General features: G+C 67.2%; 20 protein-coding genes. 6 read left to right on the top strand and 14 right to left on the bottom strand.

The features are described 5' to 3' along the window. Window positions 1-11 precede the first annotated feature (11 nt). The 11 genes from ACPCK6_RS03990 to ACPCK6_RS03940 form a co-directional block, all read right to left on the bottom strand. Entirely contained in the window at window positions 12-1,727 is a 1,716-nt protein-coding gene (locus tag ACPCK6_RS03990; RefSeq protein WP_423480372.1) for a replication initiator, read from the bottom strand. Beyond that, the gene (locus ACPCK6_RS03985; protein WP_423480371.1) at window positions 1,724-2,485 is read right to left on the bottom strand and encodes a DNA cytosine methyltransferase; all 762 of its coding nucleotides are present in this window, start codon (window positions 2,483-2,485) and stop codon (window positions 1,724-1,726) included. The genes ACPCK6_RS03990 and ACPCK6_RS03985 overlap by 4 nt, the downstream gene beginning before the upstream one ends. 214 nt (window positions 2,486-2,699) lie before the next feature. Continuing rightward, entirely contained in the window at window positions 2,700-3,143 is a 444-nt protein-coding gene (locus ACPCK6_RS03980; RefSeq protein WP_423480370.1) for a hypothetical protein, read from the bottom strand. A gap of 84 nt (window positions 3,144-3,227) precedes the next feature. After that, complete coding sequence (locus ACPCK6_RS03975) at window positions 3,228-3,374, bottom strand: hypothetical protein (RefSeq protein ID WP_423480369.1); 147 nt, start codon at window positions 3,372-3,374, stop codon at window positions 3,228-3,230. Then, window positions 3,371-3,955, bottom strand: a complete 585-nt coding sequence (locus ACPCK6_RS03970) for a hypothetical protein (protein ID WP_423480368.1) — start codon at window positions 3,953-3,955, stop codon at window positions 3,371-3,373. The genes ACPCK6_RS03975 and ACPCK6_RS03970 overlap by 4 nt, the downstream gene beginning before the upstream one ends. Further along, the gene (locus ACPCK6_RS03965; protein ID WP_423480367.1) at window positions 3,940-4,200 is read right to left on the bottom strand and encodes a hypothetical protein; all 261 of its coding nucleotides are present in this window, start codon (window positions 4,198-4,200) and stop codon (window positions 3,940-3,942) included. Before ACPCK6_RS03965 ends, ACPCK6_RS03970 begins: the two co-directional genes overlap by 16 nt. After that, entirely contained in the window at window positions 4,197-4,385 is a 189-nt protein-coding gene (locus ACPCK6_RS03960) for a hypothetical protein (RefSeq protein WP_356987282.1), read from the bottom strand. The genes ACPCK6_RS03965 and ACPCK6_RS03960 overlap by 4 nt, the downstream gene beginning before the upstream one ends. 27 nt (window positions 4,386-4,412) lie before the next feature. Continuing rightward, entirely contained in the window at window positions 4,413-4,724 is a 312-nt protein-coding gene (locus ACPCK6_RS03955) for a spread protein (RefSeq protein WP_423480366.1), read from the bottom strand. After that, window positions 4,721-6,367 (bottom strand): FtsK/SpoIIIE domain-containing protein, encoded by a 1,647-nt coding sequence (locus ACPCK6_RS03950; RefSeq protein WP_423480365.1) that lies wholly within the window; start codon window positions 6,365-6,367, stop codon window positions 4,721-4,723. The genes ACPCK6_RS03955 and ACPCK6_RS03950 overlap by 4 nt, the downstream gene beginning before the upstream one ends. Before the next feature lie 262 nt (window positions 6,368-6,629). Then, a complete protein-coding gene (locus ACPCK6_RS03945; RefSeq protein ID WP_423480364.1) occupies window positions 6,630-6,836 on the bottom strand; it encodes a hypothetical protein in 207 nt (68 codons plus the stop codon). Further along, on the bottom strand, window positions 6,836-7,234 hold the full coding sequence (locus ACPCK6_RS03940) for a hypothetical protein (RefSeq protein ID WP_013477439.1): 399 nt from the start codon (window positions 7,232-7,234) through the stop codon (window positions 6,836-6,838). Before ACPCK6_RS03940 ends, ACPCK6_RS03945 begins: the two co-directional genes overlap by 1 nt. A gap of 185 nt (window positions 7,235-7,419) precedes the next feature. On the opposite strand from ACPCK6_RS03940, the gene ACPCK6_RS03935 reads away from it, so the two are divergent. The 3 genes from ACPCK6_RS03935 (at window position 7,420) to ACPCK6_RS03925 (ending at window position 9,593) form a co-directional block, all read left to right on the top strand. Further along, window positions 7,420-8,286 carry a GntR family transcriptional regulator gene (locus ACPCK6_RS03935; protein ID WP_423480363.1) on the top strand — a complete coding sequence of 289 codons (867 nt, stop codon included), beginning with the start codon at window positions 7,420-7,422 and terminating at the stop codon, window positions 8,284-8,286. Next, window positions 8,283-8,978, top strand: coding sequence for an HAD family hydrolase (locus ACPCK6_RS03930; protein ID WP_423480362.1), 696 nt, complete (start codon window positions 8,283-8,285; stop codon window positions 8,976-8,978). Before ACPCK6_RS03935 ends, ACPCK6_RS03930 begins: the two co-directional genes overlap by 4 nt. Window positions 8,979-9,092: 114 nt before the next feature. Next, window positions 9,093-9,593 carry a hypothetical protein gene (locus ACPCK6_RS03925; protein ID WP_423480361.1) on the top strand — a complete coding sequence of 167 codons (501 nt, stop codon included), beginning with the start codon at window positions 9,093-9,095 and terminating at the stop codon, window positions 9,591-9,593. Window positions 9,594-10,422: 829 nt separating this feature from the next. Here the strand turns inward: ACPCK6_RS03925 and ACPCK6_RS03920 are convergent. Then, window positions 10,423-11,883, bottom strand: coding sequence for a hypothetical protein (locus tag ACPCK6_RS03920; protein WP_423480360.1), 1,461 nt, complete (start codon window positions 11,881-11,883; stop codon window positions 10,423-10,425). Between the two features lie 218 nt (window positions 11,884-12,101). Between ACPCK6_RS03920 and ACPCK6_RS03915 the strand changes: the two genes are divergently transcribed. Further along, window positions 12,102-12,836: an Eco29kI family restriction endonuclease gene (locus ACPCK6_RS03915; RefSeq protein WP_423480359.1), complete on the top strand. Its 735-nt coding sequence runs from the start codon at window positions 12,102-12,104 to the stop codon at window positions 12,834-12,836. Window positions 12,837-12,855: 19 nt separating this feature from the next. Here ACPCK6_RS03915 and ACPCK6_RS03910 read toward each other — a convergent pair whose 3' ends face one another. Then, a complete protein-coding gene (locus ACPCK6_RS03910) occupies window positions 12,856-13,557 on the bottom strand; it encodes a very short patch repair endonuclease (protein WP_423480416.1) in 702 nt (233 codons plus the stop codon). Between the two features lie 74 nt (window positions 13,558-13,631). Next, on the bottom strand, window positions 13,632-14,885 hold the full coding sequence (locus ACPCK6_RS03905) for a DNA cytosine methyltransferase (RefSeq protein WP_423480358.1): 1,254 nt from the start codon (window positions 14,883-14,885) through the stop codon (window positions 13,632-13,634). 568 nt (window positions 14,886-15,453) lie between these two features. Here ACPCK6_RS03905 and ACPCK6_RS03900 point away from each other — a divergent pair. Further along, window positions 15,454-16,125 carry an HNH endonuclease family protein gene (locus ACPCK6_RS03900; RefSeq protein WP_423480357.1) on the top strand — a complete coding sequence of 224 codons (672 nt, stop codon included), beginning with the start codon at window positions 15,454-15,456 and terminating at the stop codon, window positions 16,123-16,125. A gap of 623 nt (window positions 16,126-16,748) precedes the next feature. After that, window positions 16,749-17,816, top strand: a complete 1,068-nt coding sequence (locus tag ACPCK6_RS03895) for a polysaccharide deacetylase family protein (RefSeq protein ID WP_423480356.1) — start codon at window positions 16,749-16,751, stop codon at window positions 17,814-17,816. Window positions 17,817-17,959: the final 143 nt, after the last annotated feature.

The following is a 17,959-nucleotide window of genomic DNA, read 5'->3' as shown; positions in this document are numbered from 1 at the left end:
TCCTCTCTCGGTCAGGCGGTCTGTTCGGCGGGTGGGGCGGAACCGGTTGAGGCTCTGTCTCTCGCCGCGAGGAGTGCCGCCTTCCACTGGGCGCGTTGGGACAGGGCTTTGAGGAGCCGGTGTTGCAGGGGTGGTAGGTCGGGGTCGTCGGGGCGGGCGAGTTCCCAGGCGTACGCGGGTGGGTCGTCCTGGCTGGCGGTGTCGGCGTCGGTGGCGCCGGTGGTGATGCCGAGGAGGTTGCGGACCCAGGCGCGGGCGTCGGCGCGGTGGTCGGCGAGGGTCTTTCCGGACCAGTCGCGGGAGACGAGGATGCGTCGGCCGCCGATGCCGAGGGTGGCGCGTTGGTGGACTTTGCCTTTGCAGCGTCCGGCTTGCAGGCGTCCGTGTGCCTTCTTCGGTTGGATGCCGTAGAGCAGCCAGTTGGCGCACCGCTCGTTGCACGGGGTGACCCGCAGTTCGTGCCACAGCCGGTCTAGGTGGTCTCGCTGCCGGTCGGTGTCGGGCTTGTGGCAGTCGGCCGCGCTCTTGGTGATGTATTTGGTGATGTAGCCGATCGTGCGGTTGGCGTGCACGGTGCCGGGGGTGACGCCTTCGGCGTGGACCTGGGTGCCGAAGCGGACCACGTGCGCCGGTTGCGCGTCGGGGTCGGTGTCGATGAGGTCCAGGGCGTCAGCCCATGAGCGGAGCGGTTCCCGGCTGTCGGGATCGATCCACTCGGCGCGGTCGGCGTCCCAGAGCGGTGGCCGGTCGAGGGTGTAGACGGGTTCGTCGGCGGGTGGCCACCAGACTTGGTGGTAGGTGGCGGCGGCGACCTGCCGCAGCACCGTGCGGGGGATGGTGCCGCGGATGGCGAAGTGCGCGTGTGGGGCGAGCCTGCGTTGGGGCTCGACGCAGCCGGCGTACTGGACGTTCCAGCCGACGCAGCGGCGCAGGTTTTGCCAGAACCGGTCGAGGAGCCGGGCGAAGTGCACCGCGTCCCAGGCTGCTCGCCGGTAGTCGTAGGTGTCGGGATCGACGGGAGTGCCGTCGGGCAGGACCCGGCCATAGCTGTCCAGGGTGAGCGACAGCCACATCGACGGCCGATGCTGCGTGCCGTCGGGCGCGGTGTAGACCTTCCCGACCGTGCGCGGCTCGACCTTCTTGCGAGGCAGGTCGGGTGCGTCTTGGCGGCGGCGGGTGGAGCGCTTGCGGCGTCCGTGGTTGTCGTCGTCGGAGTCGTGGGAGGGGGCGACAGCGCCGCGGAGTCCTTCGGCGGCGATGGCTTCCTCCACCTCCCCGATCGCCTCATCGATGGCGGGGACCTGGTCGAACTGCGCGGCACGTTGGGCCTCATCGCGGGCGAACTCCAGATGCGCCCGCAGCAGGATCAACTCACGTTGCGCGTCGGTGGCCGGGTTCGGGCCGGGCGCGGGTTCGTCGGCGCGGTGCCAGCCTTCCCGGATCTGCGTCTGCCGCAGCCGGCGAGCGCGTTTCGCACACGGCTCGCACTTGTCCTCGCGGGTCGAGCCGCACGGCAGGTCCACGACTTCGGTCAGACCGGTGTGCAGGTCGGTACGGCGCAGGGTGACCGGGTGCAGGCAGACGCCGTACTCAGCGGCCATCTCCGTGACGATCTTCCGCGACATCGGCAGCGCGAAACGGGCCGCACGGGTGCCGGGCGTCGGTGTGGGCTCAGCCGCAACGGTCACCGGGTCGGGGGTGAGACCGGGCAGAGTCGGGGTGGTCATCGGCTCACCTCCCAGGTGGTGTCGGCGGCGACGATCAGGCGGCCGACCGTTTCGGCGACCTGGGGGACGACGGCGTTGCCGAGGGCATGCAGGTGAGAGGCAACCAGCCGCTTGGGAAGCCCATGAGCCACTCGACCCACGGCGGGTTCAGGTAGCCACCGGTCTGCCCGCGTAGGGCTACTCGTTGTTCCAGGGCGGGGGCGTCGGGTCGGTAGTGCGGTCGGTAGGTGCAGCGGTTGTTGGCCATCACGGCGCGGGGTGTAGGCCACCAGGAACAGGCGTTCGCGTGTGTGTGGCGCACCCAGGGCGCACGCGGATAGCACCGTCCAGTCCGCATCGAACCCGTCTTCGGCCAGGTCACCGAGCAGGCGTCCGAAGGCGCGGGTATCGCGAAGCAGAGCTGCGACGTTCTCCACGAGGACGTAGTCGGGTCGTACTGCGCGAACCACGTCGCGGAACCAGGGCCAGCCCCAACGGGTGTCAGCGATGCCGCGGCGCAGGCCGTAGGCGGAGAAGGGTTGGCAGGGGAAGCCGCCAGCGACCAGTCGAACAGCGGGACGGGGACGGGAGCGCCACCAGGTGGGGGCGGTGCGGACGTCGTCATGCTTGGGGACCTCCGGCCAGTGGTGGTCGAGCACGGAACGGCAGAACGGGTCGGCCTCGATCTGACCGACGCAGGTCATCCCGGCACGGTCGAGACCGAGATCCAGGCCACCGATCCCGGAGAACAGCGACAGGTAGGTCAGCGGCGTACTCACGGCGCTACCTCCAACTCGAACAAGACAGCCTGAACAGGGGTAATAGGGGTGCTGCGGGGTGGACCGGCGTGTCCGGCCCAGCGACGGGCGGCCGACTCGTGCCGGGCGCAGGCGGTCTCGGCGCGGTAACGGCCGGTACCCGGACGGCCGGCCTCGACGAGGGCGGTGGCCCGGCCACAGCAACGCGCGCAGTAGACGGGCCGAGCCGTGGCGGTCAGTGCCGGCATCCCGAGCAGTGCAGCCCGCCGCAGGTCGCCTTGCGACGCAGCAGCAACACGGCCAGGACGAGCAGGACCAGGACCACGCCGACGACGGCGGGCGCGTTGCGCTGGACGGTGTGCGCGACCTGGGTCGCTAGGTAGCCGATTCCGGCCAGGGCGCCGACAGCCGCGGTGGTGATGGCGGTGGCGGCGATGACCCGGCCGCGGCGCAGCCGACGCACCGGCGGTGGGGTGGTGTGGGCGGTGTCGAGGAACCGCACGGTGACCGTGACCCGGCCGTCAGCATGCTGGTAGGGGCTATCGGCGAACATCAGCCGCCCCGACTCCCTGAGCACGGCGAGCGCGGCGGCAACCTGGGCGGGGGTGCCGACGACGCGGCGGGTCAGTGTGGTGGGACGGGTCCGGTGGGCGAGAGCGGTACGGGTGGGCGAGTGCATCGCGGTTCTCCTGCTCTGGCTCGGTCGGTGTCCGGGTGCTGCGGCGCGGTCGAGAGTGAGTCGGCCGCGCCGCAGCGGTCGGGGTCAGCGGCGAGGGCGGGCGCCGTGGGGCTTGGCGAGGTTGCGCATGTCCGTGTGCCGCCAGTACGGGTCCTTCACGTCGACGTACTCGATCGGTCCGTTGCACACGGCGCACGTGTCGGTCAGGGGCGTCTGCTTGGGCTGGGTCATCGGGTCACCTCCGAGACGATGTGTCCGTTGCGCGGGGCCTGGACGACCGACGACACGAGCGCCGACCGAACCGGAGCCGGAGCCGAGGGCGGGGGCGTGAAAACGGGCGCCGGGACAGTCGGGACGTCGACGGGATCGGCGTCGACGCGCTCCCGAGCGGGAGCCGGGGTCGGCCGGGCGGGTGCGGGGGTGGGGGTGCCGGTGAAGACGAGCTTGGTCAGGGCCATGAACGCCAGCGCCGGCAGCGCCGACAGCAACCACCCCGACGGACTCGCGTCCGCGACGGCGAGCTGCGCGGCGAGAGAGAAGGACGCGAACGCCAACATCAGGAACACCGGGTAGCCGATCGGCTGGCGATGGCGTCGACGTCGGCGGATGTCCAGCAGACACGCCACCGGAACCAGGTCCGACAGCACCGCGTTGGCCCAGCCGAAGGCGTCGGGGGTGCCGGGCGGGACGTGGCGCATGGTCCAGTCGTGGACGTGGGAGAACGACGCCCACCCGGCGGTCGCGGCGACGATGAGGAGGATGAGGACCAGCGCGACGGCCTCCAGGCCATCGGCGTTCAGGAAGCGGCGCATCGGGTCACCTCCCGCTCAGTCACCGGGGTGGGGTGGAGCCAGGCGTACAGGTTGCGCAGGTAGACCGCGCCGTAGATGAAGCAGGAGGCGAGGAAGCCCCACTGGCGGGTGGTGATGGCGTAGGCCAGCCAGAGTCCTTGGGCGGCGAGGCCGACGGCCCAGCCGGTCCAGGAACGCTTCCCGGCGAGGTAGAGGCCGGTGACGCCGACGGCCATGAGCAGCCACGACCAGATCTGCGTGCTCATGCCGCCCACCCCCACGCTTCGGCGTCCTCGGCGGCGATCTCCGCGTGCTGGCGCAGCGCCGCGGCGATCACGTCGACGGCGTCGGGGTCGGGTGCGCAGTAGGGGCAGGACTGGTCGGGGTCGACGTGCAGCAGGTCGAGGCAGGTCCGGCGGATCGGCCGGCGAGCGAGACGACGAGTAGCCATCAGGATCTCCAAGCAGGCAGGCGAGGGTTAGCGGGTGGTGGGGTTGACGTGCACGCGGATCCACTCCGGCGGCTCGCCCGTGGAGGCGACGGCTTCGGACAGGCAGCGCCACAGCGCCCACGCCTCAGCCGGGGTCAGGTACATGCGCCGACGGCCGGCACCCACGGCGATGTAGAGGTCGGCGTCGGGGGTGACGCGGACCGTGACCGGCACGGAGGCCTTGTCGATGTGCGGGGCGCGCAGCCGGTAGAAGCGGCGCGGCTCCTGCTCCTGGTGGTCGGGTTCGTCGGCGTAGGGCATCCGCACCGGCGTGCCGTCGGGGATCTCGTGGTGGGTCATCGGGGGTCACTCCCGTTGCTGGTGTTGAGGTCCAGGGCGTTGAGCAGCGACGGCGGCAGCAGCGGAGCGCCCTGCTTCGGCGCCGTGGTGGGCCGGTAGGTGTGCCGCCCGTTGCCGGTGCTGGCGCGAGGCTTGGGCGCCGGCTGGACAGCGGGCTCGGGCTGCGTCTCCGGCGGGGCCGGGAACGTGGCGGCCAGGTCGCGGATCACGTCGTCGGCCAGGTAGGAGAACCGGACGCGGGCCGGTTCGGGCTGGCCGTCGAGCAGCACGTAGGCCACGCCCTTGCCCGACAGCGGGATCTGATCGGCCAGGGCTCCCCGCTCGCGGGCACCGTCACCGAGCAGCAGATCGACGTGGCCCCGCTCGGTCAGGCCCAAGGCGATGCGCGTCGGGAACAGGTCGCGCACGGAGACGACTTCCTTGCGGGGGTCCTGGGTGGCAGCCACGACCAGGACGCCGAGTCCGGCACCCTGCGACAGCAGCAGCCCCAGCGCCTGCGTGATCCGGGTACGAATCTCGGAGTCCGGCAGGTAGGCCAGGAGCGCGGCGATCTCATCGATCACCACGACGATCAGCGGCTCATCCACCGTCGGGGTGTGCACGCGGGCCTTCCCGCGAAGGATCTGCTGCCGGGCGCGCATCCGGGCCACGGCGTCTTCGAGCAGGTCGGCCATGCGGGACCAGTCGTCATCGACGTAGCGGGAGAACAGTGGCCGGCCGATCGCCAGTTCCATGCCGCCCTTCGGGTCGATCGCCCACACCCGCACCAACCCCGACCGGATCCCAGCCGCCAGAGCCCGGAGCAGGGACCAGATGACCGAGCCCTTGCCCATCCGGGTCGCGCCGCCGATGAGCACGTGCGTGGCGAGGAGCCGGAAGCAGTAGACGGCCAGGTCTTCCCGCAGCCCCAGCGGCAGGGCGGTGAAATCCGGACGGGCCGGCACGGGCAGTGGAGCGACGATGCGGGTCAGCGGGTCGCGGCGGATGAACACCAGCCACACGTGCCGGGGCCGGTCCCGGAACCGCACCCGGTCGATCAGCCGCAGCACGACCGCAAGACGGCCGGTGCGGTGCGGGACGGGGTGGCGGCGGGTGGAGAACACCCGGCAGTGCCGCGTGCCGAACGAGTACGCGAGATCCCGGGCAGCCTTGTGGTAGACCTCGGGGTTCTGGCCCTTCGGCATCCGCAAGACGAGTTCGTCGGTGGCGTAGGAGCAGCGCACCGACAACAGCCGCGGCACCACTTCCCCGCCGTCGTACTTCTTCACCAGCCCGCACAGCGACATCACCTCGTGCCACTGCCGCCGATACACCCACAACCGCCGCCACACCGAGACCGCCCGCAGGACGATGAGGCGGTGGAAGGAGTCCCGACCACGCCACCACCACACGCCGCCAGCGGACGCGAGGACGGTGAGGACCAGGAGGTGAGGCCACCAGCCGTGCGCCCGCCAGACGTCGACGGCGAGCAGGACCAGGGCGACGAGCGGCCAGGCACGCCAGTGCCGCACCGCGAACACGCCCAGGCGCATCACCGCGACCAGGAGGCGGAACAGCAGGAACAGGACGGTGACGGTCCAGAGCAGCGGCCACGGCGCGGTGATCTGGAACCGGCGGAAGTTGACCAGCGGCGCCCGCACCATCACGCCACCGCCCGGCGGTTAGCGTTGCGCTGCTCGGTCCAGTTCTCCGCGCAGACCTTGTGCACCGGCTTGCCCGACGGGCTCCGGCAGATCGCGGGCTTACCGCAGATGACACACGGGACCGGATCGCCGGCACCGGCAGTGCGCGTCCAGTCCAGGACAACAGGCATGATGAACCTGCCCTTCCAGGCCGAGAGGGTTTGAGAGGGCAGCGGGGCGGTCGAGCTTTCCTAGGGCCGAGACCGCCCCGCGCCATATGTGCTCAGTTGGTGGCGGACCCGAGAGCCCGCCGCGCCTGGTACTTCTCCTCCGGCGTCGACTCCCGCAACGCCGCATGGGTCGCTGCGCGCGCTTCCTCGAACTCCACGCTGAGCACGTCGCGGTCGGCGGCCTTCGACTGTGCGCGGGCAAGACGCATCAGCTTCGCGACCTGCTCTCGCCGGACCGAGGGAGCGTTGCCGGTGGCCATCAGGCGGCCTTGCCGCGCGTCTCCGCGAGGGTCTTCGGCGCCACCAGGCCGGTGGCCCGGTAGGAGAACGCCAGCCGGCCGTTGCTGCCCACGTACGGGGTGACCGTCAGGCCCTCGAACTCCACCGGCTGGAACGGACCCACCGGCGGCACCGGCTGGTGATCGGCCAGGATCTTGATCGCGACCTCACGCGACCGCGACCCCAACTCCGGGTCCATGTCCATCACCCGGCACTGCCACACCCGCTGCCCCGTCACCTTGTCCTTCGCCGGCGTCCGCTGACGAGTCGCCTCATTGAAGTCCTGCGCCTCCGCGATCGAGTCCGGCACGAACACCGCACCATGCGGAAAGACCGCCTCGAACGGAACCGAGAACCGAGTACCACCACGAAGAGCCACGGGTTCCTCCTTCAGCGCAAAGCGCTTCCTGCTCAGCCGGACCCGTCCGGGCGAGCTCGTACACCAGGCTTGGCCTGCCTGGCTAGCCAAGTGGCATGCACTGAGGCTAGGCCGCCTTGGCTAGCCAGGTCAAGAGTTGGAGTCAGGGTTTCCTAGCTTGGCTAGCCAGCAGGTAGCCTTGATGTGTGACCGAAAACCTGGACTACCTGGGTGAACTCGACCCCGATGACCCGAAGCAGGCGTCACAGCAGATCGCAAACAAGCTCCGGGCCGCGATCCTTACGCGCCGACTGGCGCCCGGCGACAAGTTGCCGTCGCAACCTGAACTTGCTTCCCGCTACGGGGTGGCACGGGAGACCATCAAACGAGCGCTGGAGGTGCTCCGCTCAGAACGCCTCATCATCACCCGGCAAGGCAGCGGCGCTTTCGTTCGTGCCCAGACGCAACGGGCAGTGGAGCTGCGACCCCACATCGAAGCAGCGTTCGAGCGAGCCCACGTCACCATCGACTTCGCCGGCTTTTCTGGCGAGACCCTGCGAGACGCCCTAGCCGAGGTGCTGGACAAGGTCCGCGTCGGTCGCCTCGCCCCGGAGACGATCGCAGTACGTGTGCTCGTCTCCGACATGTCAGTCCCCATGGCGCTACCGGCCAGGGCTGAGACACAGTCCGACGACCCGGCCGTCCGGGAACGAGCTGACCGCATCACCCGCAGGGCCGTCGACGGCATCATTGATCAGGTCACGGAGCTGGGCGACCTGGGCTTGATTCGTTCGGCCGCGGTCGAGGTGCGGATGCATCGCGGTTCACCACAATTCAAGCTCTACGTCCTCAACGGTGAAGAGGTGTTCTTCGGCTTCTATCCCGCCGTCGAACGGACCGTCACCATCAAGGGCGAGCCCACCGCCATCTACGACCTCATGGGCAAGGACGTCCCGCTCTTCCACTACGCCGTCACCGACGACGACACCTCGCACGGCACTCAGTTCGTCGAAGCGTCCCGCCAGTGGTTCGACTCACTTTGGTCGACCATCGCCTATCGGCACGAAGGATGACCGCCAGCCTTGAGCAGTTGTGCCGGGATGTCCGCGCATTGCTGCTCGACTTCGACGGGCCGGTATGCAGCATCTTCGCCAACTACCCAGCCCCACGGGTTGCGAGGGAGATCCTGGACCTACTGGTGAGCCAGGGCTTCGCGCTCACGAAGGACCTAGCCGGCGAATCGGACCCGCTGGAGGTGCTGAGGCACACCGGCAGCTCGACGGATTACGAGTTGACCCGACTCGTAGAAGACGCCTTGATCGAAGCTGAGGTGAACGCGGCATCGACGGCGGAACCGACCGCCTACGGGCGAGAGGTCATCGTGGCCGCGCGCCAGCTACACCTGCCAATCGCGGTGGTAAGCAACAACTCGCCCCAGGCAGTGGACGCCTACTTGAGAGAGCACCGACTGAGCCAACATGTCGTCAAGACTGTTGGCCGGGCATACGCCGATCCCTTGCGCATGAAGCCGAACCCTGCGCCCATCGTTGACGCGGCGGCGTCCCTTGGAGTCGTCCCGGCGCTGTGTGTGTTGGTTGGCGACTCGCTCTCCGACATCGAGGGAGCGAAAGCCGCAGGCGCCCGTGTGATCGGGTACGCGAACAAGCCCGCAAAGGTGGCGGCGTTCCAAGAGGCGGGTGCCGACGCGGTGGTTACGTCGATGCGGCAGATCGCGCAGGCCCTCATGCAGGTCGAGGGTCTTTGATCTTTTCCGGTTGCTTCGTATCGTCGGCAGATGATGACCATGGGGGAGGAACCGCACGGATGGCGACCGCACCGAGTCAGAGCAGCGGCAAGGTCGCCGCGGGGATGGCCCTGGGTGCTTGTGGCACTTGTGGCGATGGCCTGCGTCGGCCTTGTTGCCGTGCCCGCCTCGTTGGCCGTGCGGAAGCAGCTAGAAGCGGAGCGCGGTGAGGCGACGCCGGAAGCGGCGGCCACGCTTTGGCTCCTGAAACTCAGTGCCGGTGACGAGCTGGGGCTGTCGCGGGTGCTAGCCGGTCCCCGTCACGACGAGCTCCGCCGGCAGTGGCGCGACTACCGCGCCGAGATAACCAGCACAGCCCGCCCGCCATCGAAGTTGGAGAGCGTGGGGCCGATGACCATCGAGCATCAGGGCAACGGCAGGGCGACGGTGGCGCAGCAGGTACGCGCCGTGTGGTGGGACGGCTCGCAGATCCTCGCTGGCGCCGACCACCCGTGGAAGTGGAAGCTGCGGAAGGACGACGGCGGCTGGCGCGTGTGGTCGGTAGAGCTGCCTCCGTGGTGCGGGACGCATGTACGAGCTGACGTCTGCCGGCTTGTAGGCGACAGTTTGGACTGAGCCGTGCGGGGCGGGTGGAAGTCCGAGCCGGTCGTTTGGATGAGAACCGGTGGTGTCGTTGCGGGAAGTTGGCAGGCGACCATGCACGGAACGGACGAGGCAGTCACCGTCACGCACGAGGTGAGCCACAGCGGTCCCCGAGGCGACATCGGAAGACGACGGCACAGGGATTGCGTTCTTCGCGCCAGCCAGTCGACTGCGGGGCGCTGTCCGTGATCTGTTGCCGAATTGGCCTGTACTGGATCAAGCGCGTTCCGCGCGGCGCGGGCCGGGGCGCGGTAAACGGCTCCTGCGGAGCCGCCGCCCCGGCGCAAGGGCGCCGGGGCGGAAAAGTCAGCCGGCCCGAACCCCACGCCCCGCCCCGCGCGTCACACCTAGGTCAGTGACGTGACCGGTGACGAGTTCCGAAGAACGACCAGGGCCAGGCGGATACCCATCCCCCATGCCGACGATCCGAAGCAGCACGAGATCCGGCAGGCCAACCGCGGCGGCGAAGTTGCCGAACGACGGCGCCGGTCGCTCAGGCCCCAGGGAGGGAAGGGGTGGAGGTGGTGTGAGGGGTGGAGGGGTGAGAGAGCGGGTTAGAGCTGTGCCTCCGGCGGGGGCCAGACGACTCCGGGATGAAGTTGCCGAACGGTTCAGGTAAGAGAGTGGTTGAGGTGGGATGCCATCCCGCCAGCCACCGACCCAGGCAAGCCGAGCAGACCAGGGCCGGGGTGACAAGGTCGTACGTCCAGTAGGGCGCTCCACCTTGTCACCCCGGCCCTGGCCCGCTCCACGGAGTGTGGGTCGGCGGCAGACGGGATAGCAGCAATGCATCTCTGCGCTGCTATGCGCTCGGCTTTCGGAGCCTCGGAAGACGGCGAGGCTCAGTCAGCCGCTTGATCCCTGAGTCCATATAGAGCTGGTCGGGCGTACCAGTGAAAGCACGCACCGCATCGTAAAGATCACGGTCCGATTTGCGCGTCAACTTTGGCTCAAGAAGGTCCAGCAATTCGCTCCACTGCCGCCGGCCAACGGAACTCCAGAGAATACTCGAAATTTCTGGGTCCATGAAGGCGCGCAACGCGTGTCCAGCTTGGGCAGGATCAAGTGTTCCTAGCAATCGCTCGTATGAGGGGATTGCGGCGCGAGAAACTCCACTTCCGTTTCCGAGGAACGCCTTAACGACGGCTCGCACGAACTTGCGGCTGACGGCCTCGGGCACATTGCCCTGCCCGACAAGAGCCTCCAACGCACGTGCTGGCGCCACTTCGTTATAGAAATTGTCCCATCCGGTGTGGGCTGAGACGAGGCTGTCGATGGCCTTGTCAATTTCGACGGTTCGGATTTGCTCTGGGAAGTACTCAGCGCCATCGACCAGGTCCAAGAGTTCCCTGGCAGCTGTAGCGAGGTCGTTGTCTAGGCTGGCCTGGTAACGTCCGTACCGAGTCCCGAATGAATACCGAGCATCCTCGCTAACGTACTCCCACAGCTCCGGCCATAGCTGCCGCACATTATCAGCCACTACGGGAGTCCGTTTGGCGTCGATGTAAAGGCCGAACAGCCCTGCGGCTAACGTGTCGGCGCGGTCGCCGGGAAGCTCCTCGAAGAAGCTGGCGGTTGTGGCTACCTGGTCAGCGTCGAGGCGGAAAGACTTGATGTTCCGCAGCAGCCGACCAGTGTTGGCTGTAATGGGGTCTTGTGGCAGGGTGATGACCTGCCGAATGCACGTGTCGAGCCAATTTGCGAGCTGAAGCCCTGTCAACTGGATGTGGTTTGGATGGGCTGCGCTAGCATGATTGCGCATCTGCCTAATGTGGTCGACCTGGATGTGTCCAACATCGGACAATAGGCCGATCTCTCGGCAGGCCCGAAGCATGTCGACATCTTGGACCAGCGGTAGGTCGTCAGGGCCGCTGAAGTGCTTCCTCTTGTCGCCGAGGACTGCAATGTCGTAAAAGTACCCCAGGTCGTAGCCGATAACCCGCCGCCGCAACTCCATCACTGTCTCATCCCAGAGATAGTTGAGTGCGGCATCGAACAGGCCAACGGCGCCAGCCACGATCATCTTGCTGATGTACAGCGAGCGCTCTCGGTGGGCATCGTCCAGCCGGCGCAAGGCCCCGCCGAGGCTTGACAGCAAGACGTCGCGCTCATCTACGTCCACGAGCACATCGTCGGTTGGTAAACCAACCTGTGCGAGTTGACCAAGGACGGTTTCCTGAAACCGCATGAGGTCGTTGACGATGTCTGCGGCCGTCGCAGCGGGCGCGGCCGATGTGCCAGGTCGGCGGGCAAGCTCACTCACCGGGCCACCATACGCCTGCTCGGCACCACGAGACGAGTGAGAATCCGAAAGGCTATACCGATATAGGTCAATTAGCGGGAGATGCTGGCCGACCGGCCAGGGCTGAGGGAGGGCTTGCTGCGTACGGCCTGTCCAGTTAGGAGAACTTCGCTGAAGCAGGCGCTCTCACTCGGGGCGTCGGCCTATGCAGGAAGATCATGAAAGGCTAGCCTTCCGGCATGGCGGAGCGGCGTCAGCCCTACAACCCGTTGGATCGGGTAGAGCTGGGTAAGAGTGTGGAGAGAGCCCTGCTCGCAGAGGACCTCGGTCCACTGCCCCCAGAGGACAAGTTCCCAGGCGCAGGGCTCTACGCAATCTATTACACGGGTTCCTTGGATCTCTATCGATCAATTGCCCCGCCCGCTCGGCCTGCAGGGGAAATCCCAATCTACGTGGGCAAGGCCAGTGCCCCAGGTGCCAGGCAGGGTGCCCTCGGACTGGAAACAACTACCAACGAGCCGGTACTTCTGAAGAGACTCCGAGAACACGCTGCGTCCATCAGGGCCGCGCAACGTGCGACGCCAGCGGGCGCACGTGGGCTACGGATCGAGGACTTTCAGTGCCGGTATCTGGTCGCTGATGACATCTGGGTTCCCTTGGCTGAGGCACTTCTGATCGGGCATTACCGGCCTGTCTGGAACCTGCTAGTGGACGGGTTCGGCAACCATGCCCCTGGAAAGGGTAGAGAAGAACAGGCTCGATCTCTTTGGGACACCTTGCACCCAGGTAGGAAGTGGGCGTACAAGTTGCCGCCTAACGCGGTGAGTGGTGCCGAACTCCGAGGGCGAGTGATCTTCCATCTCTCTCGAGTTAGCTCACCAAATCTGGATGCCGTGCCTGTTATCGATGATCAGGTGCAGATGGCGATGGTTGACGAAGAGGAGCCAGCGGCGGATCAAGACGGACTGTTCTGATCAGGCCGCCGCTAACGCCCTAGTCCCCCACGCCTAGGACGATTTTTGCTATCCGCTTGGCGGCGTGTTGCGGATCTTCATGCTCCCATACACGAATAACGGTCCAGCCAGCAGCCCTCAACCGCTCATTGGTCTCTGCATCACGCTTCCGGTTGCCCTCGATCTTGCCCGACCAGAAGTCGCTGTTCCGCGTGGAGGGTCGGTAGTGCTCAGGGCAGCCGTGCCAGAAGCAGCCATCAACGAAAACGGCTACGCGTGGCCCAGCAAAGACCAAGTCAGCTCTACGCCGCAAGCCAGACAATGGCTGACGGTCTACCCGATATCGCAGCCCGAGGGCGTGCACGGCCGAACGAAGGGCGATTTCCGGACGTGTGTCGCGAGCCCGATTCGCGCGCATGACACTACGCACGGCCGGGGTTGCAGCCCACGACTCGGTCGACTTCTTCGGCCGCTGAAGCGAAATCAGTCCGATGCTGAGGGCTTGGCGCCACGCCTGCGCCAGGTTCTCTTCGCGAGTCTCGCAGCCGACCTGGCAGACATACCGCTCCCGCGTTTTGCGTCCTTCCGGCCACCGGAGGTACGCGTACAGCCGACGGGACTTAGGGGGCAATCGCAGGTATATGGATGCCAAGACAGCCCGACCAGAATCAGTCGGCAGAAGCCTGTTCTCTCGCCCGCCTGCGGCCTTGTCCTGCTCTTCCGCTCGTTTGCTGGCTGGCATCCCCTTGGCCGGCCTCCAGGCGGAAGTGGTCGGCGGGACGTCCCGCCACTGAGTGGCCATATGCCGATCGTCGCCTATACCCGCTCGCCAGCCGCCTGCTGTAGTGCCCTTGCCACTGAATCTGCCATCACTCGTCCGAGCCGCACCGGGACAGCGTTTCCGAGCTGGCGCATCTGCTCCCCGCGCGGGCCGTCAAGCCGCCAATCATCCCGAAAAGTCATGACCCGTGCGGTCTCCCGGACCGTCATGTAGCGGATCGAACCATCATCGAGGCGCATGACGCTCTCGCCGCCCGGTACCCCGTGAACGCCCGCCTTTACCGTCTTGGCAGGGCGGTCCAAGTCGTTCGGAGTGTGACCTGGGTACTGGCGGGCACCAGGCCATCCGACGTGGTGCAGCCAATCTGGGTGCTCGATGTAGTCACCTACGGGCTCCGGTAGGCGCAGGGAGCGCGATGACGGCGAAGCCGGCCAGATCGCGTCTCGCAGGGTCCGCCAGCGCGGCTTGTCGTCAGGCAGTGGCAGCACCTCAGGCAGCAGATCCTCCCGCAGAGGGACGCCATGCTCCTCCCAATATTCTCCGCTGTCCTGGGCGTGCTTCAGCGCGAGCTCCGAGTGTGTTGACTCGGGAAACTCCCAGTCAGCCAGCCCGAGATCCTTGCGGAAGGCCACGACGAACACTCGCCACCGCGTCTGTGGCACTCCGTAGTCCGCCGCGTTGACGAGCTTGTACTTGACGTCGTACCGCTCGGTCAGGTCAACGTCATGAGCCCGCAGCGCTTTGATCAGACGCTTGTCGTGGTCCTGCCAGTCCTCACCCTCGATCCGCTGCTCGAAGGGGGCTGACAGTTCTCGGATGATGTAGTCGTAGTACGGCTTGAACGACGGCCTCAGCAGGCCCTTGACGTTTTCCGCCACGATCGCGCGCGGCCGAGTCTCGCGGACACAGCGGAACAGCTCCGGCCACAGGTTGCGGGGATCGTCGAAGCCCTTGTGAGCGCCGCCCAGACTCCATGGCTGGCACGGCACTCCGCCAGCGACCACGTCGACTTGGCCTAGCCAGCGGTCGAACTTCACCTCCCGCACGTCCTCCTGCCGGAGTGGCCAGCGGTCGCCCAGTGACCTGGGAAGGGGAGACCCCTCTTCGTAGTCGAGGGCGCCGTTCAGCCGCAGCGTGCCGCACGCCCGCCGTTCCAGTTCTACCGCCAAGAGGTGACGGAACCCCGCCTCATGCATCGCCAACGCCAAGCCGCCGCCACCCGTGAACAGTTCGATACTGGTACCCACACCAGGGCCTGCTTTGGCGGCGGGCTTCTTGCGGCTCGTCATGCGAGAACAATACCGCGGATTTTGATCAAGTCTCGAACCCATGTGCGTGTCATCGAAGAACTTCCAGCTAGTCAGTCGATCGTCACGTAGATCAACTAGCGCCGCGCCAGTACAGGTGAGCGCCACAGAGGCTCTGAAGGTTGTGAGGGGTCGATGAGCCCGCTCCGCCTCATCCGACGCACGTGCGCGACTCAGGATTTCGGCTCACCAGTGCAGCAGCGAAGCGCCGCAACCGACCGCCCACAGCCGGCGCCTTTGTAGCCGATGAGAATCACCCGGTACCTGTGGCAGTCGTTCAAGGCCGCACTGCGCCGAGGTGCGGATCAGATGGTGGCTGTACAGCCATCGGTACAGCCAAGCGGACCGACGGACGCCGCCCGAGGGCGACGGAAGCCGACATGATGAGCAGGTCAGCAGCTACCACCGACGCTGGCAGGCAGCGGGCTTGATTATTGCAAGGCGGAGGCAGCGATGCTCGACAACCGGACAGCCGCTCTTTACAGGGATGCCAATCGATCGACATGATCGTCAGGGAAGGTTGCTGTCCCCCTGACGAAAGGCCGCAGCCATGCCTAACGCGCCCATTACCCCCACCACGCGTGCCAGGCGCCGCGCCGCCGCGATCACTGTCGCCGCACTCGCGGGTGCCGTTCTCGCCGTCGTGAACGGCCAGTCAGCCTCGGCCACCCCTCCCGGCATCCCATCCAAAGCGACAGCACAATCGCAGCTCAACGCCCTGACAGTGGCAGCCCAGGGCTCGACGGCTGGCTACTCGCGGGATCTGTTCCCCCACTGGATCACCATCACCGGCGCCTGCAACACCCGCGAACAGGTGCTCAAGCGTGACGGCACGTCCGTTGTGGTCAACAGCTCCTGTGCCGCTACGTCCGGCCGCTGGTACAGCCCTTACGACGGTGCGACCTGGTCCGCCGCCTCTGATGTCGACATCGACCATGTCGTGCCCCTGGCGGAGGCGTGGCGATCAGGGGCCAACTCCTGGACGACGAGCCGTCGGCAGAGCTTCGCCAACGACCTGACGCGCCCGCAACTGATCGCGGTCACCGACAACGTTAACCAGTCCAAGGGCGACCAGGATCCCTCAACGTGGCAGCCGCCCCTGACGTCGTACCGCTGCACCTACAGCAAGATGTGGATCACCGTGAAGTACAACTGGGGCCTGACGCTTCAATCCTCCGAGAAATCCGCCCTGCAGAGCATGCTCAACACCTGCGCCTCCTAACTGCTGGAACCGTCTCAGCCGACGACGAGGAGGCGGACCAGCGGCCGGGCTGGCGAGCAGGTACCTGCGTCAGGCGGGCGAGGTGAGACAGCCAGGAGGCAGCGAAAGCGGCGGCGACCGACGACGGACAACACAGGAGAGCAAGCCGACCATCGCCGGCAGCAAGAACAATGTCCCAACGCCGGGTCGCGCCGTCCGAAGTACAGCAGCGGAGTACAGCAACCGATCGACCCGCAGCGCCGCGCGAGGGACCGCCATGCACCGGTCGACGGCGCGGGCGACCCGACCGGACCCCATCGCCCGGAGCTACGGATCAGAAGGTTAGGGGTTCGAGTCCCTTCGGGCGCACTTCACGATCAAGGCCGTGACCCGCGGAAACGCGGGTCACGGCCTTGATCGTTTCTGCGGGTTGCGTGCCGACCAGTGCGCCCCGTGTCGGCTGATGGCCGCGCCCGCCGTGCTCAGCCGGCCCGCGAGGTGTGGCCAGCCTGTTCCGGAAAACTTCCGGAAAATCGTTGACGTGCTCGAAACGCCGTTGCAATACTCCGAACACGGCGACATCAACCTATGTCGATTAAAGCCATGCGTCGTCAGGTGTCACCCGTCCCAAGGAGGACCTGCGCATGTACGCCAGCATCGGCGGCTCCCGCCGCCCGTCCGCCCCCCGAAAATCGCGTCTCACCGTCCGGTTGGCAGTGCTCGCCTCCACTGTGGCGCTGAGCGCCGCCGGTCTCGCGGTCGCCGCCACTCCCTCCAGCGCCGCCACCTGCAACGGCTACGTGGGTCTCACCTTCGACGACGGGCCGACCGGCAGCACCAGCGCCCTGCTGTCCGTGCTGCGCGCGAACGGCGTACGGGCGACCATGTTCAACGTCGGGCAGAACGTGCAGAGCAACCAGTCCGCTGCGCGGGCCCAGGTCGACGCGGGCATGTGGGTGGCCAACCACAGTTGGAACCACGCGCACATGACCTCGATGAGTCAGAGTCAGATGCAGTCGGACCTCTCCCAGACCAACTCGGCGATCCAGGCGGCGACCGGCGTCCGGCCGCAGTTGTTCCGCCCGCCCTACGGGGAGACCAACTCGACCCTCCAGTCGGTCGCCTCGTCGCTCGGCCTGCGCCAGGTGATCTGGGACGTCGACTCCCAGGACTGGAACGGCGCCAGCGTCGGCCAGATCGTCTCCAACGCCGGCCGCCTCCAGGCCGGCCAGGTGATCCTGATGCACGACGGCATTCAGAACACCCGCGACGCCATTCCGCAGATCATGGCCAACCTGACCAGCCGCAACCTCTGTCCGGGCATGATCTCACCGAGCACCGGCCGAGCCGTGGCCCCGGACGGCACTCCGCCGCCGACCACTCCGCCGCCGACCGGCACGCCGACCACTCCGCCGCCGACCACTCCGCCTCCCAGCGGCGGCTGCACGGCGACGGCGACGACCCCCAACGTCTGGGGCGACCGGTACAACACCTCGGTGACGGTTCAGGGGGCCGGCAACTGGACCGTGGTCGTGGCGCTGACCCCGCCGCAGCGGGTCTCCACCACCTGGAACGGCTCCCCCAGTTGGGACAGCACCGGTTACGTGATGACGATGCGGTCCAACGGCAGCGGCAACACCTTCGGTTTCACCACGATGATGAACGGCAACAGCAGCGCCAGACCTCAGATCCGTTCCTGCACCGCGGGCTGATCCCGGTGGCCTGCCCAGGCCACCGGAAACGGCTCAGGGCTGGGCTCGGTCGAAAGCGGCGGACTTGACGTTCGGGCATCGCCCCATCGCGGCGTTCACGATGGGGCGATGTCGCCGTCGTTTCCGTCTGCCACCACACCCCG

Source organism: Micromonospora sp. AB353, from assembly GCF_049538395.1.
GTDB lineage: Bacteria > Actinomycetota > Actinomycetes > Mycobacteriales > Micromonosporaceae > Micromonospora > Micromonospora aurantiaca.
This window is presented reverse-complemented; position numbering and strand designations above follow the sequence as displayed.